The organism is Enterobacter sp. 3U4 (assembly GCF_057224565.1).
In genome coordinates, this window is sequence record NZ_CP136665.1 from 1,632,456 (window position 1) to 1,657,923 (window position 25,468).

The 25,468-nt window shown below is 56.9% G+C and carries 24 protein-coding genes; 8 read left to right on the forward strand and 16 right to left on the reverse strand.

The window, feature by feature from the left end; genetic code table 11:
* Nucleotides 1–11: 11 nt before the first annotated feature.
* From urtA to RVY89_RS07710, 3 genes are all read right to left on the reverse strand, one after another.
* Complete coding sequence (urtA, locus tag RVY89_RS07700; RefSeq protein WP_023618714.1) at nucleotides 12–1,283, reverse strand: urea ABC transporter substrate-binding protein; 1,272 nt, start codon at nucleotides 1,281–1,283, stop codon at nucleotides 12–14.
* A 202-nt stretch (nucleotides 1,284–1,485) separates the two neighbouring features.
* Complete coding sequence (locus tag RVY89_RS07705) at nucleotides 1,486–2,589, reverse strand: cobalamin-independent methionine synthase II family protein (protein WP_484827411.1); 1,104 nt, start codon at nucleotides 2,587–2,589, stop codon at nucleotides 1,486–1,488.
* Between the two features lie 155 nt (nucleotides 2,590–2,744).
* Nucleotides 2,745–3,158 (reverse strand): rhodanese-like domain-containing protein, encoded by a 414-nt coding sequence (locus tag RVY89_RS07710; protein WP_484827412.1) that lies wholly within the window; start codon nucleotides 3,156–3,158, stop codon nucleotides 2,745–2,747.
* Between the two features lie 73 nt (nucleotides 3,159–3,231).
* Between RVY89_RS07710 and ftrA the strand changes: the two genes are divergently transcribed.
* Together ftrA and RVY89_RS07720 are read left to right on the forward strand one after the other, a co-directional pair.
* Nucleotides 3,232–4,239 carry a transcriptional regulator FtrA gene (ftrA, locus tag RVY89_RS07715; protein WP_484827413.1) on the forward strand — a complete coding sequence of 336 codons (1,008 nt, stop codon included), beginning with the start codon at nucleotides 3,232–3,234 and terminating at the stop codon, nucleotides 4,237–4,239.
* Nucleotides 4,240–4,279: 40 nt separating this feature from the next.
* Complete coding sequence (locus RVY89_RS07720) at nucleotides 4,280–4,816, forward strand: dihydrofolate reductase family protein (RefSeq protein WP_484827913.1); 537 nt, start codon at nucleotides 4,280–4,282, stop codon at nucleotides 4,814–4,816.
* A 161-nt stretch (nucleotides 4,817–4,977) separates the two neighbouring features.
* On the opposite strand, the gene RVY89_RS07725 is transcribed toward RVY89_RS07720, so the two are convergent.
* Complete coding sequence (locus tag RVY89_RS07725) at nucleotides 4,978–5,340, reverse strand: hypothetical protein (RefSeq protein WP_484827414.1); 363 nt, start codon at nucleotides 5,338–5,340, stop codon at nucleotides 4,978–4,980.
* A 243-nt stretch (nucleotides 5,341–5,583) separates the two neighbouring features.
* On the opposite strand from RVY89_RS07725, the gene RVY89_RS07730 reads away from it, so the two are divergent.
* Nucleotides 5,584–5,814, forward strand: coding sequence for a DUF2554 family protein (locus RVY89_RS07730; protein ID WP_115876065.1), 231 nt, complete (start codon nucleotides 5,584–5,586; stop codon nucleotides 5,812–5,814).
* On the opposite strand, the gene RVY89_RS07735 is transcribed toward RVY89_RS07730, so the two are convergent.
* Both RVY89_RS07735 and RVY89_RS07740 read right to left on the reverse strand, forming a co-directional pair.
* The gene (locus tag RVY89_RS07735) at nucleotides 5,815–7,779 is read right to left on the reverse strand and encodes a peptidase U32 family protein (protein WP_484827415.1); all 1,965 of its coding nucleotides are present in this window, start codon (nucleotides 7,777–7,779) and stop codon (nucleotides 5,815–5,817) included.
* A gap of 80 nt (nucleotides 7,780–7,859) precedes the next feature.
* Nucleotides 7,860–8,387, reverse strand: coding sequence for a helix-turn-helix domain-containing protein (locus RVY89_RS07740; RefSeq protein WP_484827416.1), 528 nt, complete (start codon nucleotides 8,385–8,387; stop codon nucleotides 7,860–7,862).
* Nucleotides 8,388–8,479: 92 nt separating this feature from the next.
* On the opposite strand from RVY89_RS07740, the gene RVY89_RS07745 reads away from it, so the two are divergent.
* On the forward strand, nucleotides 8,480–9,646 hold the full coding sequence (locus RVY89_RS07745) for a benzoate/H(+) symporter BenE family transporter (protein WP_484827417.1): 1,167 nt from the start codon (nucleotides 8,480–8,482) through the stop codon (nucleotides 9,644–9,646).
* Here the strand turns inward: RVY89_RS07745 and RVY89_RS07750 are convergent.
* Nucleotides 9,626–10,498, reverse strand: coding sequence for a helix-turn-helix transcriptional regulator (locus RVY89_RS07750; RefSeq protein WP_484827418.1), 873 nt, complete (start codon nucleotides 10,496–10,498; stop codon nucleotides 9,626–9,628). The two genes, RVY89_RS07745 and RVY89_RS07750, sit on opposite strands and share 21 nt — an antisense overlap.
* Nucleotides 10,499–10,671: 173 nt before the next feature.
* On the opposite strand from RVY89_RS07750, the gene RVY89_RS07755 reads away from it, so the two are divergent.
* Nucleotides 10,672–11,568: a DMT family transporter gene (locus RVY89_RS07755; protein ID WP_484827419.1), complete on the forward strand. Its 897-nt coding sequence runs from the start codon at nucleotides 10,672–10,674 to the stop codon at nucleotides 11,566–11,568.
* 34 nt (nucleotides 11,569–11,602) lie between these two features.
* Here RVY89_RS07755 and RVY89_RS07760 read toward each other — a convergent pair whose 3' ends face one another.
* The gene (locus RVY89_RS07760) at nucleotides 11,603–12,277 is read right to left on the reverse strand and encodes a DUF3313 domain-containing protein (RefSeq protein ID WP_484827420.1); all 675 of its coding nucleotides are present in this window, start codon (nucleotides 12,275–12,277) and stop codon (nucleotides 11,603–11,605) included.
* A gap of 135 nt (nucleotides 12,278–12,412) precedes the next feature.
* Nucleotides 12,413–14,008: an ABC transporter substrate-binding protein gene (locus RVY89_RS07765; RefSeq protein WP_484827914.1), complete on the reverse strand. Its 1,596-nt coding sequence runs from the start codon at nucleotides 14,006–14,008 to the stop codon at nucleotides 12,413–12,415.
* A 110-nt stretch (nucleotides 14,009–14,118) separates the two neighbouring features.
* Between RVY89_RS07765 and pepT the strand changes: the two genes are divergently transcribed.
* Nucleotides 14,119–15,348 (forward strand): peptidase T, encoded by a 1,230-nt coding sequence (pepT, locus tag RVY89_RS07770; protein WP_484827421.1) that lies wholly within the window; start codon nucleotides 14,119–14,121, stop codon nucleotides 15,346–15,348.
* On the opposite strand, the gene tehB is transcribed toward pepT, so the two are convergent.
* Nucleotides 15,345–15,938 carry a tellurite resistance methyltransferase TehB gene (gene tehB / locus RVY89_RS07775; RefSeq protein ID WP_484827422.1) on the reverse strand — a complete coding sequence of 198 codons (594 nt, stop codon included), beginning with the start codon at nucleotides 15,936–15,938 and terminating at the stop codon, nucleotides 15,345–15,347. The two genes, pepT and tehB, sit on opposite strands and share 4 nt — an antisense overlap.
* Nucleotides 15,939–16,073: 135 nt before the next feature.
* Here tehB and ydcK point away from each other — a divergent pair, with 135 nt between their 5' ends.
* On the forward strand, nucleotides 16,074–17,054 hold the full coding sequence (gene ydcK / locus RVY89_RS07780; RefSeq protein ID WP_484827423.1) for a YdcK family protein: 981 nt from the start codon (nucleotides 16,074–16,076) through the stop codon (nucleotides 17,052–17,054).
* Here ydcK and rimL read toward each other — a convergent pair.
* From rimL to RVY89_RS07800, 4 genes are all read right to left on the reverse strand, one after another.
* Nucleotides 17,049–17,588, reverse strand: a complete 540-nt coding sequence (gene rimL / locus RVY89_RS07785) for a 50S ribosomal protein L7/L12-serine acetyltransferase (protein ID WP_484827424.1) — start codon at nucleotides 17,586–17,588, stop codon at nucleotides 17,049–17,051. The two genes, ydcK and rimL, sit on opposite strands and share 6 nt — an antisense overlap.
* A gap of 102 nt (nucleotides 17,589–17,690) precedes the next feature.
* Entirely contained in the window at nucleotides 17,691–19,346 is a 1,656-nt protein-coding gene (locus RVY89_RS07790) for a glucan biosynthesis protein D (RefSeq protein WP_047075337.1), read from the reverse strand.
* A 242-nt stretch (nucleotides 19,347–19,588) separates the two neighbouring features.
* Entirely contained in the window at nucleotides 19,589–20,362 is a 774-nt protein-coding gene (locus RVY89_RS07795; protein WP_048030514.1) for a transporter substrate-binding domain-containing protein, read from the reverse strand.
* Between the two features lie 22 nt (nucleotides 20,363–20,384).
* Complete coding sequence (locus RVY89_RS07800) at nucleotides 20,385–21,554, reverse strand: methionine aminotransferase (RefSeq protein ID WP_484827425.1); 1,170 nt, start codon at nucleotides 21,552–21,554, stop codon at nucleotides 20,385–20,387.
* Nucleotides 21,555–21,668: 114 nt separating this feature from the next.
* Between RVY89_RS07800 and RVY89_RS07805 the strand changes: the two genes are divergently transcribed.
* Nucleotides 21,669–22,511 carry a LysR family transcriptional regulator gene (locus RVY89_RS07805; protein WP_484827426.1) on the forward strand — a complete coding sequence of 281 codons (843 nt, stop codon included), beginning with the start codon at nucleotides 21,669–21,671 and terminating at the stop codon, nucleotides 22,509–22,511.
* Here RVY89_RS07805 and RVY89_RS07810 read toward each other — a convergent pair.
* Both RVY89_RS07810 and hglS read right to left on the reverse strand, forming a co-directional pair.
* The gene (locus RVY89_RS07810; RefSeq protein ID WP_484827427.1) at nucleotides 22,498–24,003 is read right to left on the reverse strand and encodes a carboxylesterase/lipase family protein; all 1,506 of its coding nucleotides are present in this window, start codon (nucleotides 24,001–24,003) and stop codon (nucleotides 22,498–22,500) included. The genes RVY89_RS07805 and RVY89_RS07810 overlap by 14 nt on opposite strands.
* A 43-nt stretch (nucleotides 24,004–24,046) precedes the next feature.
* On the reverse strand, nucleotides 24,047–25,390 hold the full coding sequence (gene hglS, locus RVY89_RS07815; protein WP_484827428.1) for a 2-oxoadipate dioxygenase/decarboxylase HglS: 1,344 nt from the start codon (nucleotides 25,388–25,390) through the stop codon (nucleotides 24,047–24,049).
* Nucleotides 25,391–25,468: the final 78 nt, after the last annotated feature.

Consider the following 25,468-nt stretch of genomic DNA (forward strand, 5'->3'; position numbering starts at 1 on the left):
GCGGTGATGGCTTAGTTGCTGGCGGTTTTCATCGGCTGGTCAGGCTTTTTGTCATTCCCGGCGATGAACGGGCTCCACGGCTGGGCGCGTACCGGCTGTTCGGTCTGCCACACCACGTTAAACTGGCCGTTGCCTTCGATTTCACCGATCATGACCGGCTTATGCAGATGGTGGTTGGTGGCATCCATGGTGAGCGTAAAGCCAGACGGCGCCTTAAAGGACTGGCCGGCCATCGCCGCACGCACTTTGTCCACGTCGGTAGTGCCCGCTTTTTCCACCGCCTGCGCCCACATATGAATCCCCACGTAAGTCGCTTCCATCGGGTCGTTGGTCACCACGGTATCGGCGTTCGGCAGCTTGTGCGCCTTCGCATAGGCTTTGTAATCCGCCACGAACGCCTGGTTAGTCGGATTATCGACGGACTCAAAGTAGTTCCACGCCGCCAGGTTACCCACCAGCGGTTTGGTGTCGATCCCGCGCAGCTCTTCTTCGCCCACGGAGAATGCCACTACCGGCACGTCGGTCGCCTTCAGCCCCTGGTTAGCCAGCTCTTTGTAGAACGGTACGTTGGAGTCGCCGTTGATGGTCGACACCACGGCGGTTTTACCGCCCGCAGAGAATTTTTTGATGTTGGCGACGATGGTCTGGTAGTCGCTATGACCAAACGGGGTATAAACCTCTTCGATATCCTTATCCTCCACCCCTTTCGAATGCAGGAACGCGCGCAGGATCTTGTTGGTGGTGCGTGGATAGACGTAATCGGTTCCCAGCAGGAAGAAGCGTTTCGCCGCGCCGCCGTCTTCGCTCATCAGGTATTCCACCGCCGGGATCGCCTGCTGGTTCGGCGCCGCGCCGGTATAGAAGACGTTTGGCGACATTTCCTCGCCCTCATACTGCACCGGATAGAACAGCAGTCCGTTCAGCTCCTCAAAGACCGGCAGCACGGATTTGCGCGAAACCGAGGTCCAGCAGCCGAATACCACCGCCACTTTATCCTGGCTTAACAGCTGGCGCGCTTTCTCGGCAAACAGCGGCCAGTTCGAGGCCGGATCCACCACCACCGGCTCCAGCTTCTTGCCCAGCACGCCGCCTTTGGCGTTGATCTCATCGATAGTCATCAGGGCGACATCTTTCAGCGGAGTCTCGGAGATAGCCATCGTGCCGGAAAGAGAATGCATGATCCCCACTTTGATGGTATCGGCCGCCTGTGCGCCAAAACTCATCCCCATCGCCACGACGGACGCAGACAACGCGAAGGCTTTTAATAAAGTACGACGGTGCATATTTTCACTCCTGAAAAAGAACGCTGTGCGAAAACGTCCGTTACGGCGTGGACGCGGAAATAAATGTGTCAGCGAAGCAGGAGCAAAAAGAATGCCAGAATGGAGATAGCGCTATTTCTGGGAGGGGAACGCCGGATGTAAAGAGAACGTCTCAGAATGGCACAGCGCTGCACTTTTATAATGCAGCGCTGATGAGGATGTTTTACCAGACTTCGCTGGCGATCTGCGTGACCAGACGGACTTTGTCCCACTGCTGGGTTTCGCTCAGGCTGTTGCCCTCTTCGGTAGAGGCAAAGCCGCACTGCGGGCTGAGGCAAATTTGCTCTTTCGCCACGTATTTCGCCGCCTCTTCCAGACGGGCTTTAATCCCCTCCGGGTTCTCCAGCTCGCCGTTTTTCGTGGTAATAAGACCCAGTACCACCTGCTGCTTGCCCGGGCGAACAAAGCGCAATGGTGCGAAATCCCCGCTGCGGTCGTTATCATATTCGAGGAAGAAGGCGTCAACGTTAACCGTTCCGAACAGCACTTCCGCCACCGGCTCATAGCCGCCTTCGGAAATCCAGGTGGAGCGGAAATTGCCGCGACAGACGTGCAATCCGATGGTCAGGTCGTCAGGCTTGCCCTCCAGCGCCTTGTTCAGCACGCGGGCATAGATGCGCGCCAGCTCATCAGCATCATCGCCGCGCTCGCGGATCTGACGGCGCTGGTCGTCCGAGCAGAGATAGGCCCAGACGGTGTCATCCAGCTGCAGATAACGGCAGCCCGCATCGTAGAAGGCCCGAATGGCGTCGCGCCAGGTGGTAGCCAGATCGTCAAAATAGACGTTCAGGTCCGGATAGACGGTCGCATCAATGTCTTTACGACCGCCGCGGAAATGGAGCACGCTCGGGCTGGGAATGGTCATTTTCGGCTGGGCGTTCCCGCTGATGCTTTTCAGATAGCGAAAGTCTTCCAGCATCGGATGCTCGCCAAAGCCCAGCTTGCCGGTGACGCGTACGCCATGGGCTTTGGTTTGTACCCCGTTAAACTGAATACCCTGCTGCGAATCGTAACGCTCAACGCCCTGCAGACCGTCAAAGAAGTCGAAGTGCCACCACGCGCGGCGAAACTCACCGTCGGTGACCACATGCAGACCGCACGCACACTGCTGCTCAACGACGTGGCGAATGGCCTCGTCCTCCACCGCGCGAAGCTGTCCGGCGTCAATTTCGCCGCCGGCGAACTTCAGGCGAGCCTGCTTGATGGCATCCGGGCGTAAAAAACTGCCGACTACATCGGCGCGGAACGGGGCGTGGTGTCGTTGCATAAAATCTCCTCAGTCTGCCGGCGATAATTGCCCGCAGTGATAATTCATTATTTGAAGTTTTAGACTTCTGGATGTCTAAATGTCCAAAAACAATGTCATACCTCACCGGCGCCGGCAAACGAGAAAATTTCACGGGTGTTGAAAAAAATTCATCTTCACAGCGCGGCAGCGGTTTCGCTGCTGGCAAAGGCGAATCGTTCATCTTCCCAGCCGGTAATCCCGCCCAGCATGATTTTGACCGGCAGCCCAAGGCGCGCCAGCTTGAGCGCGGCTCTGTCCGCGCCGTTACAGTGCGGCCCTGCGCAGTAGACGACAAACAGCGTCCCTTCGGGCCATTGGGCCATGCGCTCAGCGGTCATCTGGCTCCACGGCATATGCAGAGCGCCCGGCACGTGACGGCGGGCAAACTGCTCCGGGCTTCCCACCACGTGCAGCAGGACGAAGTCCTGTTCATTACTGGCGATGGCATGGTGCACGTCGGCGCAGTCGGTTTCGACGCTCAGGCGGCGCAGGAAATGGGTAACGGCTTCCTGCGGCTCGGCGGCCGGAAATTCAGTAACATAGCTCATGATCCTTCCTCATCTTTGGCGTTTGTGTTAACACTACTCTATCCACAAATTCAGCCCGTGAATGCGCTCGCTTATGCCAGAAAACAGCAAAAAGATGACAACGTTAAGACAGATTGCCCGCCCGAAGGTGGTAGTGCTGGCATATGACGGTCTGTGTACCTTTGAGTTTGGCGTAGCGGTGGAAATCTTCGGCCTGCCGCGCCCCGAGCTGGGCGACGACTGGTATCGTTTTGCCGTGGCAAGCGTTGACTGCGGTGAGCTTCGGGCAACAGGCGGGATCCGTATTATTACCGATGGCGATCTCTCCCTGCTTGAGTCTGCCGATCTGATCGTAGTGCCGGGCTGGCGGGGGCTGGACTCGCCGGTTCCGGACGCGCTCTGCAACGCATTACGTCAGGCCAGCGCGCGAGGGTGTCAACTGCTCTCCATCTGCTCGGGCGTGTTTGTGCTGGCCGCCTCGGGGCTACTGGATGGACGTAAAGCCACGACGCACTGGCGCTACATTGAGACGCTAAAAACCCGCTTCCCTGACATCGACGTGGTGGAGGATGTGCTCTACCAGGACGAAGGCGATATACTCACTTCCGCAGGCAGCGCGGCGGGGATCGATCTCTGCCTTCACGTTGTACGAAGAGATTATGGAATGGAAACCGCCAACAGCGTGGCGCGTCGGCTGGTCATTCCCCCTCACCGGGATGGTTCACAGCCACAACAGCTGAGCCGCCCTGTGGCGCAGCTGCGGGAGAGTCAACGTCTCGGCCAGCTGTTTGATTTTCTGCACACGCATCTTAACGAGCCGCACAGCATCGACTCGCTGGCGCGCCGCGTCGGCATGAGCCAGCGCACTTTTCTTCGCCGATTTGAAGCGGCCACGGGGACGACGCCTGTTCGCTGGTTGATTAATGAACGCCTGCTGCGCGCGAAGGATTATCTGGAAAGCAGTCGTTTAAGCATCGACAGCATCGCGGAACAGACCGGGTTTGGCCAGGCATCGACGCTCCGCCATCATTTTCGCCAGCAGTTCGCGATTTCCCCGGCCCAGTACCGCAAACAATTTTCTCATTCCGGTACTGCTCGCTGAGGCGTCAGTCTTTTTGTTTCGCAGGAATATGGAGAGCATGATGGTCACCACACACGTTTTTATCGCAACCAGTCTCGATGGCTATATCGCCCGACATAATGACGATATCGACTGGCTGCTGCAGCGCGATGACCCGATTGAGGATCATGGCTATGCGGCGTTCATCGCAGACAAAGAGTGGATTGTCATGGGCCGGGGGAGCTATGAGAAGGTACGGACTTTTGACACATGGCCGTATGACCGGCCCGTGCTGGTGCTCTCCCGGCAGCTGGCCGACACGCCCGTGCCAGATGCATTGAGGGGCAAAGTACAGTTTTCCGACCGCACGCCCAAGGAAGTGCTCGACGACCTGGCGATGCAGAACGTGCGTCGCGTCTATCTGGATGGTGGGCAGGTGATACAGTCGTTTCTGCGGGAAGGACTGGTCGCCGATATGGTGATCACGACCGTTCCTGTCCTGCTCGGCTCGGGTAAATCGCTGTTTGGCGCCCTGTCCGGAGATATCGATTTGACGCTGGTATCCAGCCGCAGCTTCCCTTCAGGCCTGGTGCAGTCGCACTATCGACTGATGCCATAAAACCGCGGTAAACGCTGCGCAAAAAAAACCGCCAAAAATGGCGGTAAATGCTTGCATGGATAGATTTGTATTTTGGTCTCTACGTCCCGACACTCCATGGCCGGGCTGCGGATCGCTTACAACCTAACACCTGTATCCTTAACGAACGCTAAACAACCTTATTAACCTGTATGGGTGTTTATCTGCAAATAACGCATAAGACCCTGCTCAGCGCTCTCTTTTGCGTCGTCATTAATGGCTTCAAGATAAAAGGAGCGAGCGACACCATAAGGTGCTTTTTCAGAGGGATACACCGCGAACTGGAATGTTTTACCTCTTGCCTGATGAGTACAATCTAATTCCCAACGCTGATCGTTCACTTTTTTGCTGGCGCAGGCAACGCCACCATAATCGCTGGTTAAATAAGAACCCACGCGCATTTCTGCTGATTGAATATATTCTGGTTCGTCATTACCTGCATAACGAATCGCTGCGACGGCTCCAACAGCCGCCACCACAAGCGCAAGCGCTATTATTTTTTTCATTTATGAATGACCTGTTCCTTAGCCTAAGATCGCTATTATATAAGATTAATCCTTTATGCATACGTCCAATTGTGGACCAGAAATGGTAGTTTACAAAGATTCAGTTGTTTTTAGGAAATGTCCTAACCACTATTTCGAACGCACATTATTTGACATTTTCTTTGCGCTAATTTTAATTTTTGAATAATAACCCTTAAAAATAATCGACATGATCGTCCCGCATTGTTTTTAAGCGGTGAATCCATGATTAAAAAAGGGTTATCTCTCGTCATGCTTATCTGTGCGCTCTTTTCTGGCCAGCTTATGGCCGGGCACAAAGGACATGAATATCTTTGGGTCAAGAATGTGGCGCATCAGCTTCGTCATGAAGCCGACAGCGACGAGTTGCGAAGCGCTGCGGAAGAGTCGGCGGAGGGTTTGCGCGAACACCACCTGTGGCAGAAATCGCGCAAACCCGACACGCACGTTCGGTGATTAGCTGCCCTTGCGTTTTGGCAGGGTTTTCATCAGATCGTCCGGGCTGACGGACGCCACGATACTGCCTGGCTGCGGCATTTTGAAGATATGGTTTTTCATCTTACCAATCACATGCATTTCGCAAGGACGGCAGTCGAACTTGAGGGTCAGAACTTCATCACCGTTTACCAGCTGCATTGGGGTGGCCTTCCAGCTCTTTATGTTGCCTTTCGCCTGCTTAGGACACAGGTTAAACGCAAAGCGCAGGCAGTGCTTGGTGATCATCACCGGCACATCGCCCTTCTCTTCATGCGCTTCATAGGCCGCGTCAATCAGCTGCACGCCGTGGCGATGATAGAATTCACGCGCTTTATGGTTGTAGACGTTAGCGAGGAAGGATAAATGGGTGTCCGGGTATACTGGCGCAGGGATGGCTTCCGCTTTACGGCTTCCACGCGGATACTGTGCCAGGCGCGCGGCATCCAGCATCTCAGCCGTTTCGCGGCGGAACTGGTTAAGCAGACTGTTCGGCACGAACAGCGCGTCCGGCAGATTCACGTCTATAGCGCGCGCGTAGTAAATCGTCTGGCCCAGCTTCGCCACGCCATCCTTCAGGCTGTTAAGCGCTTTTTCCGCGTTGTTTGCCACCTCGAACAGGCCATCAAGCGTATGCGTTACGCTGATGCCGTCTTCACAGGTCATGGTCAGAATCAGCTGCTCTTCCCAGCCGCCCAGTTCAATATCCACCGCGATACGACGTTCGCTGGAGGTTTTCAGCAGCGCCTGCTGCCAGTTGTGATCGAGGTTACGGTTAAGCGCCGCGTTCGGTCGCGCCTTGTAGAGATCGGCGGGCATTTCATTCGGCCAGACGCGGTAGCGGTTCTCACCGGTTTTCTCGACCGTATTGGCGCGAAAGCCCACGACTTCACGCTTAATCATCACGTTAAGGCCATCGCCGTTCGCCAGCGGTTCCGTCACCGCAACATCAAGGTGGTCTTTCGCCACTTTCAGCACTTCGCCAACCGGTAAGCCGATAAACTTCGGTGAGTCAAACGCGCCGATATCCCCTTTACGGGCATTCACAAAATAGTCCGTGCTGCCGCGGTGGAACGTTTTGTCCGTCGACGGAATAAAGAAATGCTCGGTACGACCGGCCGACGCGCGCGCCAGATCGCCGCGATCTTCGATGATGGCGTCAAGCATCTGGCGATAGTGCGCGGTGATGTTCTTCACGTAGCTCATATCTTTGTAGCGCCCTTCAATCTTGAAGGAACGCACGCCCGCGTCAATCAGCGCGCCCAGGTTGGCGGTCTGATCGTTATCCTTCATCGAAAGCAGGTGTTTTTCGAACGCCACGACGCGGCCCTGATCGTCTTTCAGGGTATACGGCAGACGGCAGGCCTGTGAACAGTCGCCGCGGTTGGCGCTGCGCCCCGTCTGCGCGTGGGAAATGTTGCACTGGCCGGAATAGGCGACGCACAGCGCGCCGTGGATAAAGAATTCAATCGTCGCGTCTGTCGCCTGGTGAATATCGCGGATTTGATTCAGGTTCAGCTCGCGCGCCAGAACGATCTGCGAAAAGCCGACGTCGGAGAGAAACTTCGCCTTCTCGACCGTACGAATATCGCACTGGGTACTGGCATGCAGTTCAATGGGCGGAATATCCAGCTCCAGAACGCCCATATCCTGAACGATCAGGGCATCAACGCCGGCCTGGTAGAGATCGGTAATCAGACGTTGCGCGGGCTCCAGCTCATCATCATGAAGAATGGTGTTCAGGGTCACGAACACTTTCGCCCCGAAACGGTGGGCGAACGGCACCAGTTCAGCAATATCGCTCAGGCTGTTGCTGGCGTTATGGCGGGCACCGAAGCCTGGGCCGCCAATGTAGACGGCGTCTGCGCCATGAAGGATCGCTTCACGGGCAATGGCGGCGTCACGGGCCGGGCTTAAAAGTTCAAGATGATGGGATTGCAGGCGCATACTTCGTCGTTATCCGTTATGGTCAAAATGGCGGCTATTGTAGTCAGAAGTATGCGTCAGCGAAACAGTTTTGCGTAGCCTCAGCGGGGATAATGAATCAGGGAGTGAAAATGCACCGTCCGGTCGCTGCTGTTGCGGTAGGCATGCGGTTTATCGCCGGCGAAACGGACGCCCGAATCGGCTGAAATCGTCTGCCATTTGCCGTCGAGCTTCATCTCCAGCTCGCCGCTGACCACCACGACATGTTCAATCACTCCCGCCTCGTGCGGCGTGGACTCGCTCAGGGCGCCGGATGCCAGGGTAATGGAGAAATAATCAAAACGGAGCGCCTCGTCCCATGGAAAGAGCGGCTTTACGACCATCTCCTGCTGCTGCGGGTCAAATACCGCCTGCTGGTCCGCCTCAGGCGTAATGAAGGCGGAAAACGGCACGTTCAGCCCGGTGGCAATTTTCCACAGCGTCGACACCGTGGGGCTTGATTCATTACGCTCGATTTGTCCGAGCATGGCCTTTGACACGCCGGTCTCGTCCGCGAGCTTCGACAAACTCCAGCCGCGCGCCTGGCGCAGCGTTTTCAATGTGGTTGCAAGATGTCGTGTGATGTCCATGTTCCCTCCTGGTGACGTTCAGCATACCACTTGTACGCTATAGCGCACAGTGCTACCTTACTCCGGACGTTATAACGCACAACGGAGTTTTCATGCGCCCTTCCTCTCATCTTATTCCAGTCGCACTGGCTGGATTTGTCGCCGTGCTGGTCGGTTACGCCAGCTCGGCCGCCATCATCTGGCAGGCCGCCGCCGCGGCAGGCGCCAGCGCGCAGCAGATTGCGGGCTGGATGACCGCGCTGGGGATTGGGATGGGCGTCAGCACGCTGGCGCTTTCCTGGTGGTACAAAGCGCCAGTACTGACCGCCTGGTCGACGCCCGGCGCGGCGCTGCTCGCCACCAGCCTGCACGGCGTCACGCTGGCGGAAACCATCGGCGTGTTCATCTTTGCTAACGCGCTTATTTTACTCTGCGGCATTACCGGGCTTTTCGCCCGCCTGATGAAGCTGATCCCCCATTCGCTTGCTGCCGCCATGCTGGCCGGGGTATTGCTTCAGTTTGGCCTGCACGCGTTTGCGCATCTGGAGGGGCACTTTCTGCTGTGCGGCAGCATGATTGCGGCGTGGCTGATCGCGAAAGCGCTGTCGCCGCGCTATGCCATCGTGGTCACGCTTCTGGTGGGCGGTATTGTGGCATGGGCCGGTGGTGACGTTGTCACGGATAAGCTCTCGCTCTCCCTTGTGATGCCTGAGTTTATTGCGCCCACGTTCACCTTCACCAGTCTGGTGAGTATTGGCGTGCCCTTCTTCCTGGTGACCATGGCCTCGCAAAACGCGCCGGGTTTCGCCACGATGAAAGCCTCCGGTTACCCGCTGGCGGTCTCACCGCTCATTATCGTCACGGGGGGACTGGCGCTGCTGTTTTCTCCGTTTGGCGTCTTTTCAATCTGCATTGCGGCCATTACCGCCGCCATTTGCCAAAGCCCGGATGCACACCCGGATGCGGATAAACGCTGGCTGGCGGCCATCGCAGCGGGAGGGTTTTATCTGCTGGCGGGAATTTTCGGTGGCTCCATTACCGGGCTGATGGCCGCTTTGCCGCTCAGCTGGATCCAGACGCTGGCAGGCCTGGCGCTGCTGGGCACCATCAGCGGGAGTTTATATCAGGCGCTGAATCACGAAGCGGAACGCGACGCGGCTATCGTCACGTTTCTGATGACCGCAAGCGGCGTGACAATCCTGGGCATCGGTTCGGCATTCTGGGGGCTGGTGCTGGGCGGGGTATGTTACGCCCTGTTTTCACGCGCTCGCCGCGCGTAGCTGCGAAGGCGTCATGCCCGTCGCGCTGCGAAAGCGGTTGCTGAAGTGGCTGGCGGAGTTAAACCCGCAGGCAAGGGCGATGTCCGTCAGCGGCGTAGTCGTGTGCTGCACCAGGGCCTTCGCTTTTTCCATTCGCCTCTGCATCACGTACTGATGCGGCGCCAGCCCCGTCGACTGGCGGAACATGCGGGCAAAATGGTATTCGCTGAGGGCGGCCTGCGCCGCCAGTTCAGCCAGCGTCAGGGGCTGGCCCAGATTCTCTTCGATAAAGGCCAGCACGTTGCGCAGCACGAATGGCGATAGCCCGCCGGTGACGACCGGCAGCTTCCACTGAACGTTAGAGTAGTTTTGCAGCAGATGGGTCAGGAGCAGCGTAGAGGCCGTGCTCAGGGTGAGCTGGTTGGCGTGCTGCTGCCAGTCGCAGCCGAGCAAAAACTGACGATACAGCGCGGTGATCTTCGGATCGCTACCAAAAATGCGCTCGTCCAGCGTCAGCGAAAGCGGCCGCTTGTCCCAGATCTTTTCCCCCACGTCGCGCAGATGTTCATCGGTGCAGTAGAGATGCACGAACGACAGGTCGTCTCGGATATCCCACGTCGATTCGCTCTCTTTTGGCATCAGGCAGAAACGGTCCGGCCCCCCGCCGTTCTTCCAGCCGCCCGGCGTTTTTTGATAGCTTTCGTAGCCGTCCGCCACGTACAGGCTGAGGGTATGATGGTTGCTTTTAACGGTTATCGTGTCGTGCTTGTTGTACCACGCTGCCAGCTGAATACCCGAATTCAGCGAGACGGTTTCCCGCAGGACTGCATTCTGTTGGCAAAGCGTTTCAAAGGTATCGTAAGCGTAAGACATAACCGTTAGCGCATGATTGATGGGAATATCAGTCTAAGAAGAGTTGTCCCCCGTTGCCAGCCCCCTGGGAAGAAAAAAGCGCAAGATTTTGCAAGTCACCCGCAAGCCGGTGAAAGCCCGTTACGCATCTCAGCGCCATACTGCGGGCTTCCGCGGTTTGAGAAGAGACAACTATGAACGCATTATTATATGGACTCGTGGTCATTATCTGGGGAACCACCTGGATTGCGATTTTTCTTCAGCAGGGCCCCGTCGCGGCGCCGGTGTCGATTTTCTGGCGCTTCGCCGTCGCCAGCCTCACCATGATGGTGGTGTTACTCGCCCTGCGTCGCCTGCGCGCGCTGGCGCTACGGGATCATCTTTTTTGCCTGCTTCAGGGATGCTGTGTTTTCTGCTTTAACTTCTGGTGTTTTTACGCCGCAGCCTCGCACATCAACACCGGGCTGGAGTCGGTGATCTTCTCCATGGCCGTGCTCTACAACGCCATTAACAGCTTTATTTTCTTCGGGCAGCGCCCGCCCGCGCGTTTCTGGACGGCGGCGGCACTGGGGCTGGTTGGGATCGTCACCCTCTTCTGGGACGATCTGCTGGCCAGCGGCTGGAGCGCGTCGCTCCTGACCGGTATTGGGCTTTCCGCACTCGGTACCTACGGCTTCTCGCTGGGCAATATGATCAGCATGCGCCATCAGCGCAGAGGCCTTGAAACCATGACCACCAACGCCTGGGCGATGCTCTATGGCACGCTGGTGATGGGCTGCATTGCCCTGTTCAGAGGCGATAGCTTTGTGCCGGAATGGACGGTGAGCTATATCGGCGCGCTGGTGTATCTGGCCCTGTTTGGCTCGGTGATTGCTTTTGGCGCCTACTTCACGCTGGTGGGACGCATTGGTCCGGGCAAAGCGGCCTACAGCACGCTGCTCTTTCCGCTGGTGGCGCTCTCCATCTCCACGGTCTATGAAGGCTACGTCTGGCATATCAACGGTATTGTGGGATTAGTGCTGATTCTGGGGGGAAATATGGTGATGTTTACCAAACCGGAAACCTGGTTCAGGCGCTTACGGATTGCGTAAATAAAAAGGCCTGCATTACGCAGGCCCTTTTATTTTATTTTGCTGTCTTTTTAACATCAAACATGGTGGCATCCGTCGCCATGTCATCAACAACCTGCTTCAGCGTTGCAAAGGTCATCGGTGTGCTTTCGTTATTCAGCTCTTTACCTTCGCCTTTACGAACCACTTTAATGACCGGCTTACCGGTTTTCGCATCAATTAACTCACCTTCAAAGTACAGGTGGGTATCCATTGTGCGGTGACCCGTCGCCATTTGCGTACCCGCTACAACCAGCGCGACAGGCACCACTTCATAGAATTGCAGACCTTCTTTCTTCGAGCTTACCCCGGTAATCGCACCGCGGAAAATCAGGCTACGCGGCCCTGGCGTAGTGACGATAGGTTTACGCTGGCCAATCGCGGTTTTCATTTTGTTGTTGGTATAGTTCAGCAACTCATCCAGTGTTTTCTGACCAATCTGCGTGGTTGGTTTTGGAACGGGATAATACGTAATCGGGTTCCAGACGATATTGTCATAATTCGCTTCATTATATGAAGGGTCAACCCAACGCAGCGTTGGTTTTCCCGTCGCCGAAGTCGTTTGCTGCAAGCCTGAGTAATCTTTTAAAAAGCCGGAGTATTGTTCTGGCGCAGCGACTTTTGAAGAACAGCCCGCTAACGCCAACAGACCAGTAAGCACTGCAACTTTAAAAAAAGTTTGAGTACGCATGATAGTTTTCCATGTTATCTGCAAGTATGCATTTGAAGTTATAGCAAAAGACGGCCGGGTTTGTTGTGACAAAAAATGATGCGGGGAGCACAAATTGCAAAAAGATTGCCCGGACGCATGCCGGGCAGTGAAAAATTACTGATTTATATCCACTTGCCAGAACAGATGTTTGCCAAACGGGTCGATTTCATAGCCCTTCACCTCCTTGCGTACCGGTTCGAAAATCGTTGAATGCGCAATCATCACCGCGGGCATCTGGTCATGCATCATCTGCTGCGCCTCTTTATACAACGCCACGCGCCTATCATGATCGGTTATCGATTTCGCTTCGGCGATGATGCTATCAAAGGGCTTGTAGCACCATTTCGCCGAGTTTGACCCGCCGTTCGCCGAGGTGCAGGTAAAGAGCGGGCCGAAGAAGTTGTCCGGATCCCCGGTGGCCGTCGTCCAGCCCATTAGCGCGGCCTGATGTTCTCCACCCTTCACGCGTTTCAGATACTCGCCCCATTCGTAAGTGACGATTTTGGTCTGAACGCCTATTTTCGCCCAGTCGGCCTGAATCATCTCCGCCATGCGTTTCGCATTCGGATTGTACGGACGCTGAACCGGCATCGCCCACAGGTCGACGCTCACGCCATTGGCAAACCCTGCCTCTTTCAGCAGCGCTTTGGCTTTTTCAGGATCGTAGTCGTAATCCTTAAGCTCGCTGTCGGCACTCCAGACGCCCGGCGGCAGCAGATTCTTCGCCACGGTGCCGGTACCGTGGAACACCGCATCAATAATGGCCGGTTTGTTGATGGCCATCGCCAGCGCCTGACGGACCTTCACGTTATCCAGCGGCGGCTTCTGGGTGTTGAACGCCAGGAAACCGGTATTCAGCCCCGCCTTACTCATCAGATTAATATCTTTGTTGGCCTTCATGCGCGGCAGATCGGCCGGGTTCGGGAACGGCATCACCTGACATTCGTTCTTCTCAACTTTTGCAAAACGCACGGAGGCATCCGGGGTGATGCTGAACACCAGCCTGTCCAGCTTCGATTTCCCCTGCCAGTAGTCGGCAAACGCCGTGAACAGGATCCGGGAATCCTTCTGATACTGCGCCAGCTTAAACGGCCCGGTGCCGATGGGCTCCATATCCACCTTCTCCGGCGTGCCCGCCTTCAGCATCGCGTCGGCATACTCCGCTGAAAGGATCGAGGCAAAATACCAGGCCAGATCGGCGACAAACGGCGCTTCCGGGTGCGCCAGGGTAAAGCGCACGGTGTGGTCATCTACTTTATCAATGGCGGTTATCAGGCTGCCGAACTCCAGGCTTTCGAAGTTGGAGTAGCTGCCGTTAGAGACGTTGTGGTAGGGATGATTCACGTCTTTTTGCCGCATAAAAGAGAAGATCACGTCGTCGGCGTTAAAGTCGCGGGTCGGGGTGAAGGATTTATTGCTCTGGAACTTAACGCCCTTACGCAGATGGAAGGTGTAAACCTTACCGTCGTCGCTCACCTCCCAGCGCTCCGCCAGGCTCGGCACCAGCTCCGTGGTGCCGGGTTTGAAATCAACCAGACGGTTATAGACCGGCACCGCGCTGGCGTCCACGCTGGTTCCCGAGGTGTAAAGCTGAGGGTTAAAGTTTTCCGGCGATCCTTCGGAGCAATACACCAGCGTTTTGGCGGCGACGGCGGAACTGACCGTGAGTGCCGCGAGCGCCAGCGTGAAAGTTGTGAGTTTGCTTGTCATCATTTATTCCTGTCTTTTAATTCGACGGCTAATTAATTCTTTTGCCATTTCATAAATAACATTAAAGTGATGTGGCAAACACCTGAAAAATAAATAAGGAATAAATCACTATGGGCTCGCCGCTTTCCAGACAATTAACGCATCGTTTTTTCCGCTATCTCTCTATCACCAGCCAGAGCGATCCTAAAGTCAAAACCTTGCCCTCAACGCCGGGCCAGCATGACATGGCGCGGGAGCTGGCGCAGGAGCTGGCACAGCTGGGGTTAGACGACATTGTGATTGATGAATTCGCCACGGTGACGGCGGTGAAAAAAGGCAACGTTCCCGGTGCGCCGCGCATCGGCTTTATAACCCATATTGATACCGTCGACGTGGGACTTTCACCGGATATTCATCCACAAATATTAACGTTTACCGGTGAAGATCTCTGTCTGAATAAAGAGAAAGACATCTGGCTGCGGGTTAAAGAGCACCCTGAAATTCTGGCTTATCCGAACGAGGAGATTATTTTCAGCGACGGTACCAGCGTATTGGGTGCCGATAATAAATCCGCCGTCACGGTGGTCATGACGGTGCTGGAAAACCTGACGGCGGAGCATCGGCACGGCGATATCGTCGTGGCGTTTGTGCCTGACGAAGAGATCGGCCTGAACGGTGCCAAGGCGCTGGATCTTAAGCGCTTCGACGTAGACTTTGCCTGGACCATTGACTGCTGCGAGCTGGGTGAGATTGTCTACGAGAACTTTAATGCGGCAGCCGCGGAGATCCGCTTTACCGGCGTGACGGCGCACCCGATGTCCGCCAAAGGCGTGCTGGTGAATCCCCTGCTGATGGCGACTGATTACATCAGCCATTTTGACCGCCAGCAAACGCCCGAATGTACCGAGGGACGTGAAGGCTATATCTGGTTTAACGGCATTCAGGCCGGACAGAACGAGGCCGTTCTTAAGGCCAATATCCGCGACTTTGACAAGGAGGGCTTTGCCGCCCGCAAGCAGCAGATTGCCGACGTTGCCGCACTAATTGCCGCCCAACATCCGACGGCCAGGGTGGACTATCGCATTGAGGATACCTACAGCAATATCAGCAATGCGATTGGAGAAGACCGGCGCGCCATCGATCTGATGTTCGAGGCGATGGAATCGCTCGGCATCACGCCGAAACCGACGCCGATGCGCGGCGGCACCGACGGCGCGGCGCTCTCGGCAAAAGGGCTACTCACGCCGAACTTCTTCACCGGGGCGCATAACTTCCACTCGAAGTTTGAATTCCTGCCGCTCTCCTCGTTCGAAGCGTCTTACAGAACAGCCCTGCAGATCTGCCTGCTGGCCGCCCGTTAAGCGGGCTTGCGTGCCAGCATCGTGGCAAAGCGCAGCTTAATGCGGTTGCCGTTTTCATCGGTGCGGTGCAGTTCGCCAACGTCTTCGTTGTATTTGAGCAACTCCCAGCCTTCGTAGTAGTTGCTCAGCTCACCGCTCCTGAACGCAAACGGGAAGCCGACCGTGCAGGGGTAGTCTGCCGTATCCATGGCGGCAACGATCAGATTGTAACCGCCCGGCTTCGTGCAGCGCTGCATATTGGCGATAAGGCCCGGGATGGTTTTTGCCTCCAGGAACATCAGCACCACGGTGGAGAGAATAAAATCGTACTGGCCGTCAAAGCTCAGGTTGTTCAGATCCTTAATCGCCGTATTCAGATTAGCGATCCCTTCTTCCGCCTTGATGCGCTCGATATTGTCGATGCTCATCGGATTCTTGTCCCACGCGGTCACGTCGTAGCCGTTAGCCGCAAGGTACAGGCTGTTGCGGCCGTTGCCACAGCCCAGATCCAGCGTTTTACCGGGCTTCACAATCCCCGCGCTGTACAGCACCTCTGAATGGGTACGGGTTAAGCCATATTTCTCTGTGAAGTAATTCTCATCGACGGTCATTATTTTTTCCTGAGCCTACATAAGCTGAAAGTGTATTCTGGATGCCATTTTAAGGCGTTTACCGTCTGGTTTCCAGCCGCTCGAAAAGCGAAAACTTTGCTACGTTTAGTGAAGACGCTTAGCAGAGACATGAAGATGAACAAATATCGCCTTAGCGACAAGACCCGCCTCTGGCAATGGAAAAACGGCGAAACTACCCACGCCACCACGCTGCGGCAGATTATCGCCACGGCGGACTTTAACGACGTGACGGTCGGCACGAGAGGCGGCTGGATTGACGACGAGCGCGCCCTCGCGCAGGACGGCGACTGCTGGATCTACGATGAAAACAGCGTGGTGTTCGCGGGTGCAGTCGTGTCCGGCAACGCGCGGCTTACCCTTCCATGCATCATTAGCCATGACGCGCGTATAGGCGACAGCTGCTGGCTGGACGGCGCGGAGGTCAGCCACGGGGCGCGCATAAGTGACAACGTCACCATTCAGCAATCCTGCGTACGGGGCGAGTGTCATATCTACGGCGAAGCGCGCGTGCTGCATCACAGCGTGGTCATTGCCGCCAAAGGGCTGACGCCGGACCATGAACAGATCCTGCAAATCTACGACAAGGCGACGGTGAGCCAGTCGCGGATTGTGCACCAGGCGCAAATCTACGGCGAGGCGATGGTCAACTTTGCCTTTGTTGAACACCGGGCCGAAGTCTTCGACAACGCGATCCTCGAGGGTAACGATCTGAACAACGTCTGGGTATGCGACTGCGCAAAAGTCTACGGTAACGCCCGCGTGATTGCCGGGTTTGACGACGATGCCATCCCGACGGTGCGCTACAGCTCGCAGATTGCGGAGAATGCCGTGGTCGAAGGCAACTGCGTCATCAAGCATCACGTCCTGATTGGCGGCCAGGCATGGCTACGCGGCGGGCCGATCATGCTGGATGATAAAGTGGTCATTCAGGGGCGCGCGCGCATCAGCGGAGATGTGCTGATCGAACATCGGGTTGAAATCACCGACGATGCGGTCATTGAAGCGTTTGCCGGCGAGAGCATTCACCTGCGCGGCGAAAAAGTGATTAACGGCGAGCAGCGCATCACCCGCACGCCGCTGCTGGGCGCGTTATAGGGTATATATTTTGCCGTAGATATTCACATCGTCAAAGCGGCCGTTCAGGTATTCCGCTTCCCGCAGGCACCCTTCCAGCGTAAAACCGTTGCGCACGGCAACGCTGTTGCTGTGCTGATTCGCCACCCGACATTTGATCACAAAACGGCGGATCTCACCGCGTTCAGCGTAGTAGCGCATAAACGCCTGCAGTGACTGTGAGAGAATGCCCTGCCCCTGGTGGGCTTCATCCAGCCAGTAGCCGATGTACCCGGCTTTGTTGGTCGGTTCAATCGTGTTGAACGACAGTACGCCAACCAGCGCATCATCCTTGAAGATCAGAAACATTTTGGCGTAGCCGCGCTGGTGCAGCATCTGGTTACTCTGCACGTTACGGCGAGTATCCTCTACGCTGCCCGCGTGCTGCGCCCAGTCAAAGGCGGTTTGCAGAAAGGCTCTGTTTTTGACGACGAGATTATGCAGGTCAGCGGTGTAGCGTTCTTCGACGGAACGTAGTTCGATGTGTTGTGAAACGGGGATGATTTCAGATGTCATGGCGCCTCGTCATCGCCCGGTGGCGCTGCGCTTACCGGGCCTACAGTACTGAAACGTAGGCCGGGTAAGGCGAAGCCGCCACCCGGCACAATTCCACAAAAGTTAACGCATTACCCGGTCGTCAACATACTGACGTTTATCCGGCGCCGGTGGGAAATACTGGTACAGCCAGGTTTCACTGATGGCGTCGCCCTGGCAGCGCAGGAACAGGCGCATATCCACCGGTTCCGTCGAATCCGACGTCGGATACCAGTCAAACAGAATGCGATAGCCGTCAAACGGCTCAACGTAGAGGATCTCCACCTGCTTCGCTTCACCGCTGGAGAGCGTAATCACCGGCTCGATGCCTTTTGGCGCGGCGGCCTTAAGGTCGCCGCCCACGAAATCAATCGCAAAGCGACGGGCCCACACTTTCGGGTAGTTTTCGCCCGGCGCCCAGCCTTCCGGGAAGCCGCCCATGCCGGTACGGGTGGCGTAGACGTTGGCCAGCGGGGAGCGCACCGGCGGCATCGCGCTCCAGTAGAGGCGATACTTGAAGTCCAGCTCGTCGCCCGCTTTGACGGCTTTTTCCGGCTGCCAGAAGCAGACCACGTTATCCAGCGTTTCACCGGTGGTTGGGATCTCCATCAGGCCAACCGCGCCTTTGCCCCAGTCGTTACGCGGTTCCACCCACAGGCTTGGACGCTTGTTGTACCACCCCATTACGTCCTGATAGTGCGAGAAATCGCGATCGAGCTGCAGCAGGCCGAACCCTTTCGGGTTCTTATCCATATAGGCATTGAACTGCAGCTTCTGCGGGTTGTTAAGCGGACGACAGATCCACTCCCCGTTGCCGCGCCACATCGCCAGGCGGTCGGAGTCATGAATTTGCGGGTGAATGGTGTCGCACATGCGGCGTTCGTTATTGCCGCAGCTGAACATGCTGGTCATCGGCGCGATGCCGAGCTGCTTGATGTCCTTCCGCGCGTAGAGGTGGTTTTCCACCTCCATGATCACCTGGCTTTTCTCGCAGTGGATCACGAATTTATAGGCGCCCGTAATGCTCGGGCTGTCGAGCAGCGTATAAACGGTAAAGGTCGTGTCGCCTGGCTTGACGGTTTCAAACCAGAAGGAGGTAAAGTCCGGGAACTCTTCCGGCGTGTCGGTGAAAGTGTCTACCGCCAGGCCGCGGGCGGAAAGGCCGTACTGGTAGGTGTCATCCACCGCGCGGAAATAGCTCGCGCCAAGGAAAGAGACGATATCGCGACGCGCCAGCTCCGGCGCCTTAAACGCGCGGAAGCCCGCAAAGCCGAGATCGCTTTGCCCTTCCAGCTGTTTGGTATCCACCCCCGTTTCACCGTAGCTGAACAGCTCCGGACGGAAGTGGATTTCGCGCGCCATAGAGGTGGACTGGTCCAGCGAGAACATCCGCACGCGACGGCGGAATCCCATTCCCATATGGAAGAACTGCACGTCCAGCTGACGCCCTTCAATGTTGTTCCACAGTGACTGTTTTTCATCGTAGCGGATGGCGTTGTACGCCTGCGGCGTCATGGTCGCCAGCGTCTCCGGCAGCGGGCGCGGCGCGCCACCCCACGGGGTTTTCGCCAGGTCATGCGCCATGGATTGCAGTACGGAGAAGTCAAAACGACGGCTCTGGCCGTCAGCAATGTCAGAGTCGGCAGCGTATGCCGCTTTGGAAAACAGGGAAGCAAGGCCGGATGTGCCGCTCAGGGCTGCCACTGCCAGCGAGCCTTTTAGAAAACGTCTGCGATTCATGCCTGGAAAAACGTCCTTATGGTCGTGTGAATGTGTTTCGCGCTCGGCGAAATGACGGCAAGAAAGAACGCACAGCCTAAACAAAAATGGTTAAGAATCCAATTGTTGGCCGGTGATTATCTGAACAAAGTGAGAAATATTTTCTGTCGACCAGAACGGCCCGAAAGTGGTGTAAAGAAAGCCTGGAAAATGTGTATAAAAATGCCCCGTCAGGACATCAGCTGACGGGGCGAATGAGGCGGTTATTTTACGCTGACATCGATACCCGGGAAGTACTTATCAGCGAGTTTGGCGATCGTGCCGTCGGCACGTACTTTATCAATCGCGGCATCAAGCTGCTTTTTGGTGGCCTCGTCCCCTTTACGCAACCCAAAACCGATCCCACTGCCGAGGATAGTGTCGTCAGACACCGGCTTGCCGATGAAGCCAAACCCTTTCCCCTGCGGCTTGCTGAGGAAACCTGCCTGCCCGGCCGCGGACATGACCAGCGAGGCGTCGATACGGCCATTCAGCAGATCGCCCCAGGCCATATTCTGATCTTTATAAGACACCACGGTGACACCCTGCTTTTCCCAGTGCTCTTTGGCATAGGTTTCCTGAATGGAGCCCTGCAGCACGCCGATGGTTTTCCCCTTCAACCCTTCAGGCGTCGCCTCGACCGCCGTACCGGCCTTGCCCACCAGCTGAGACGGAATACGGTAGATAGGCTGGGTAAAATCAATGCTCTTGCGGCGCTGCTCGGTAATGTTCATCGCCGAGTTGATAGCGTCGAATTTCTTCGCCACCAGGCCCGGGATCAGCGCATCAAACGAGGTTTCCACCCAGCTGCACTTCAGCGCTGCCGCTTTGCAGATGGCATTCCCCAGCTCAACGTCAAACCCTTCCAGTTCGCCTGCCGCATTGCGGCTTTCAAACGGCGGATACTCGGCTTCCAGACCGTAACGCAGCTCGGACGCCGCGAAGGAGGAAAAGGTACACAGCAATCCCATGCCGACAACTAGCGCGCGTATTTTCATCTCAAACTCCTCAGAGCCTATCTCAGCGTGGTTTAACCCGACACAGGGCTTGGGCACCTGCCCGTAACGTCGCCTCATCTTTCGCAAAAGAGAGACGAATCAATTTATTATCCGTACCGTCCGCATAAAACGCCGACAGCGGAATGGTGGCAACACCATACTCGACGATCAGCCGCTTCACCAGATCGCTGTCGCGCTCGTCGCTGAACTGGCTGTAGTCCGCCAGCATGAAGAACGATCCGGCGCTGGGCAGCAGCGCGAACGGCGAATCGGCCAGCAGACTGTGCAGCAGATCGCGCTTGCGCTGGTAAAACGCCGACAGCGACAGCCAGGTTTGCGGGTCGACCATATGTTCAGCAAACGCGTGCTGCATTGGCGTATCAGCAGAAAACATTAAAAATTGATGGACTTTACAAATCTCGTCCATCAGCACCGCCGGTGCAACACAGTAACCCACGCGCCACCCGGTAACGTGATAGGTTTTTCCGAAAGAAGAAATAATCACGCTACGCTCCGCCAGCTGCGGGTGCGTGGCCATACCGTGGTGCGGCTCACCGTCAAACACCACGTGTTCATACACTTCGTCAGACAAAATAATGATGTCGGTATTGCGCGTCAGCGCCGCAAGCTGCTGCAGGTCGTTGGCTGAAAAGACCTTGCCGCTCGGGTTGTGCGGCGTATTGACGACGATCATGCGCGTGCGCGGGGTGATGGCGGCGCGGACTTCATCCCAGTTAACGGCAAAATCCGGCACGGTGAGCTTGATGGCAATCGGCGTTGCCCCCTGCAGACGGACAATCGGCGCGTAGCTGTCAAATGACGGCTCAAAGTAGATCACCTCATCGCCCGGATGCACCAGCCCGCTAATCGCCGAATAGAGCCCTTCGCTGGCGCTGGCGGTCACCAGCACCTCGCTGGCCGGGTCATACCGAGTGCCGTACAGCGTGGCTATTTTATCGGCAATACGTTCTTTGAGCGGCTGCAGACCGGTCATCGACGCATACTGGTTATGCCCCGCCTCCATTGCGCGGGTGACGCCCGCAACAAGCTTCGGGTCGCAGGAAAAATTCGGTGCGCCCTGAGAAAGGTTAATCGCGTTATGCTGCGCCGAAAGCTGGCCGATAACGGTAAATATGGTGGTGCCCACATCGGGCAGTTTGGAGCGCGTTTGCACTGGCGTTCGTAAAGTCATCCTCTTTCCCTTCTCATGGACATTGCATAACTATTCAAACAACATCTCTGTTGTCGGGACAATCGAATTGTTGTCATAATAGCCATGAGAAAAATGCATAGCTGAGGTGTTTCCATGTCGCGCCGTTCGCTCCCGCTCAATGCCATTGACGCATTTTTAGTCACCGCGCGTCACCTGAATCTGACCCATGCTGCCGCAGAACTTTGCCTGACGCAGGGGGCCGTGAGCCGCAAGATAGCCTCCCTTGAGGCGTGGTTTGGTTTTCCGCTTTTTGAACGCCACGCGCGCGGCCTGCGCCTCTCTTCGCAGGGCAGCGCCCTGCTTCCTGAACTGCAGTCTGCTTTCGAACAATTGCTGACCGTGGCCGATAGGGCCCGCAGCCAGCAGACCGTGATCCGGCTCAAGGCGCCCACCTGCGCCATGCGCTGGCTGGTGCCGCGCCTGCTGGAAGTGGAGCTCGAGCAGCCGGATCTGCAAATCGCCCTGACCACCACCACCGATCACAACGTCAATTTCAAAACCGAATCTTACGACGCGGCCATCGTGTTCGGCACGCACATGAGCGCAGGCGACCTGCTGTTCGAAGAGGCGCTCACCCCGGTAATTAGCCCGGTGCGGGCAGGTGCAGCGCTGGGATCGTTAACGTTTCTTCACCCGACAAGAGATAAGACAGACTGGTCGCTGTGGCTGACGAAACAGGAAGGTCCGGGCTTTGCCATGCGCAAAAATCAACACTTCGACACGATGGATCTCGCCATCACGGCCGCCATTCAGGGGCTGGGCGTTGCCATTGCCGACGAAACGCTGGTGGCCGAAGATGTTCGCGCGGGAAGACTGATACGGCCTTATGAAACCAGCATAAAAACCGGCGCAAGCTACCGTCTGGTGCTGCGCGAAACGCCAGGGGAGGAAAATGGACTGGCGGCGTTTCGCGCCTGTTTGCTTAATCGAGGCTGACGTGGTGCTTCATCACCCGTTTGAAGAGGCTCATGCGGGCGCGCATAAAGCGGTTTTCAAGCCGGAAACCTGCATGTTTATTCACACCGATGCGTAACAAAACGTCCCGCCCTTTTCGGCACGCGGGCCAGTGCGTCGGCCCCGGCAGGATCTCGCGAGGCCCTGCGTCTCGCGCAAAGCTCACCCAGTAATCGGCCACCCGGGCAGCAAACTGTAAATCCCGTTCGTTGACATACTGCCGTGAAGGCTCCACCTGGCCGAGGGTATCGAAGACGTAGGGCACCTCATTGCCGTGCCAGGCGCCGTTGATGTAGGTGGCATGTTCTGCTTCCGCGACATAGTCAAACCAGTAACGCCAGCACAGTCCGCCGACGCGCTGCTGGGCCTGCATCACGACGTAGCCCATGGTGGTAAACGCCATGTCGCGGCACACCTGCCTGCCCAGCTCTTCATCGCCTTTGACGCCCGGATAGAGCAGCTTAATCAGCCCCAGTCCGAAGCGCCGCTCCCGGCGGAGCTTCTGGATTTGCCCGGCGAGATCGATGCCAAAAACCGCCATCACGCTGGCCTCATCGCTGTTCGACCCAATCATTACCGGTACGGGATGCTGGCGGGCCGCGAAAAAGACGTCCAGCATCGCTTCGGGCAGAACGCAGTCCCCGACGATGGGCGCCGGAGCGACGTTCAGCGGCGCGGTTAACGGCCAGAACGCCTCGGGCGGAATGGCGCGCAGCTGCTCGGCAGTCGCCTTCTCCAGGCCAAAATGGGCGGCCAGCGCCTCCCCTTTTTGCAGCGCCTGTTCACGCGGCGTGTCCGGCAAGGTGTACCCGCTTTGCACAATCGCCTTATGGAATAATCCAGCTGCCAGCGGAGAGGCCAGCAGTGAGAGCACGCTGCGCGCGCCGGCGGATTCGCCAAACAGGGTCACATTAGCGGGATCGCCGCCAAATGCGGCGATGTTGTCCCTTACCCATTCGAGGGCCGCGATCTGATCCAGCAGGGCAAAATTATGCACCACGCGATCTTCCTCGCCTTCCAGCGCGGGATGGGCGAAAAAGCCGAGATGGCCGAGACGGTAGTTAATCGTGACCACAACCACCCCGCGCGTGGCCAGCGCTTTGCCGTTATAGGGCGGCAGGCCGCCGGCACCAATCGTAAACCCGCCCCCGTGCAGCCATAACATGACCGGAAGCGCCCCGGCGCGCTCTTTGGGGGACCAGACGTTCAGATAAAGACAGTCTTCCGAGAACTGTCCGGGGTCGCCCCCGCCCAGCTCCTGACAATATTCGCTGCTTTGCCAGCTTGAGGCCGAAAAGGCGGTGGCCTCGCGAACGCCATCCCACGGCTCAGGGGGCTGCGGGGAGCGCCAGCGCCACTCGCCCACGGGCGGTGCTGCGTAGGGAATACCGCACCAGACGTGGACATTTTCATCGGTTAAACCAGACAGTGCGCCCTGGCGCGTTTCAACCACAGGGGCGGAAGGATTTTGCATAACGACCTTATTTTTTCCATCACACCCCAGCAGAGTAACGATTTCAGAGCAAACCGCAACGCTGTTTGCTGCGGGTTTCAGCCTCCTGGTAGAGCGCAAACTCGTCATACACCGGGCAGCCGAGCGCGTCTTCAAACGCATCGCGGCTGGCGTTACCGTGGCTGCGGGCCTGGGTTTCGTTCCCGAGATTGGACTGGAAAATCCCGGCGGCGCTGACCGGGAGGAAATCTTCGTAGGTGATCGGCTGGGCGACCACCCATCCGCGCTCTATGAGCGGCTGCGGATCGTCTCCCGGCCGAAACGCATGGCGATGCGCTTCACCCGCAGGCGTCAGACGGTAGCGGAAATACGCCAGCTCCTGACGGCGCATTAACAGTTCACTGTCCGGGAAGGCGCTAAAGATCTCCCGCAGATGCAGCTGATGCGTCAGGTTATCTTTGCCGGTACCGGCCTGGGAAAGCAGGCTATCGTACAGTTCACGTCCTTTCGGCGTCAGCGCCACGCCGCGCTGCTCAATCTCACCGAAGCGCGCGGTGTGGGTGCCTTTGTGTTCACCGGCAAACAGCACCGGCTCTTCCAGGGCTTTAAAGCTCGTTTGACGCAATAACACGGGCACCTCGCGACGCGGCGGCCCTTCAATCAGAATTTTCGGCTCGATACCGTACTTCGGCATCAGCTCCTGCACCCGGTCAATATCCAGCGTGCGCGGCGTGAGGTGGTTAATGTGGCAGCCCGGGAAGCAGACCACGTCGGCAATCAGGCGGTGCTCGTTATGCAGCGCCTGATAGGTTTCCTGATCGACCGTCGCGTGACGGTGCCAGCGGAAGGTTTCCAGCGCTTCCTGCACAAACTCGTGCGCCTGTTCGTCAGTGAACTGCCCTTCTGATTCATACAGATCGAGCAGCGCCAGACAGCGCGGGGTGAAGATGTTTCGGTGAGAGAGGATTTCCGCCGCACGTTCGCGCAGCGCGACGTTTTCAATCAGCTCAAGGCGCAGCAGCGACGTAAAGATACGGAACGGATTACGGCACAGCGCCGCATCATCGATCGGACGAAACGCCGTTGAGTGGACCGGCACACCCGCCTGAGAGAGATCGTAATAGCTGACCGGGTACATCCCCATAATGGCAAACATACGGCGCAGGGTTGAAAGTTCTTGTGCTGTGCCAACGCGGATTGCCCCGTGACGCTCAACGTTCAGGCGAGCAAGCTCATCGGCGTTAGCCAGTTGTTCATGTAAAAGTGGGTTATTTTCCAGCACCGCCAGGTTTACGTCCGCAACCAGTTCAAGCAAGGTGCCGTACTGCGGAACTTCCTGCTGGTACATCGCCGACATAGCCTGCGAAAAGTGTTCCCGAATGTCATCAGCCGTGATGGTGTTCGCCATGATGTCATGCCTCCAGTGAATATTACCTGGAGTGTAGAGAAACCCGTTCCTTCCGGGGGGAAGAATTTCTGATTTGTG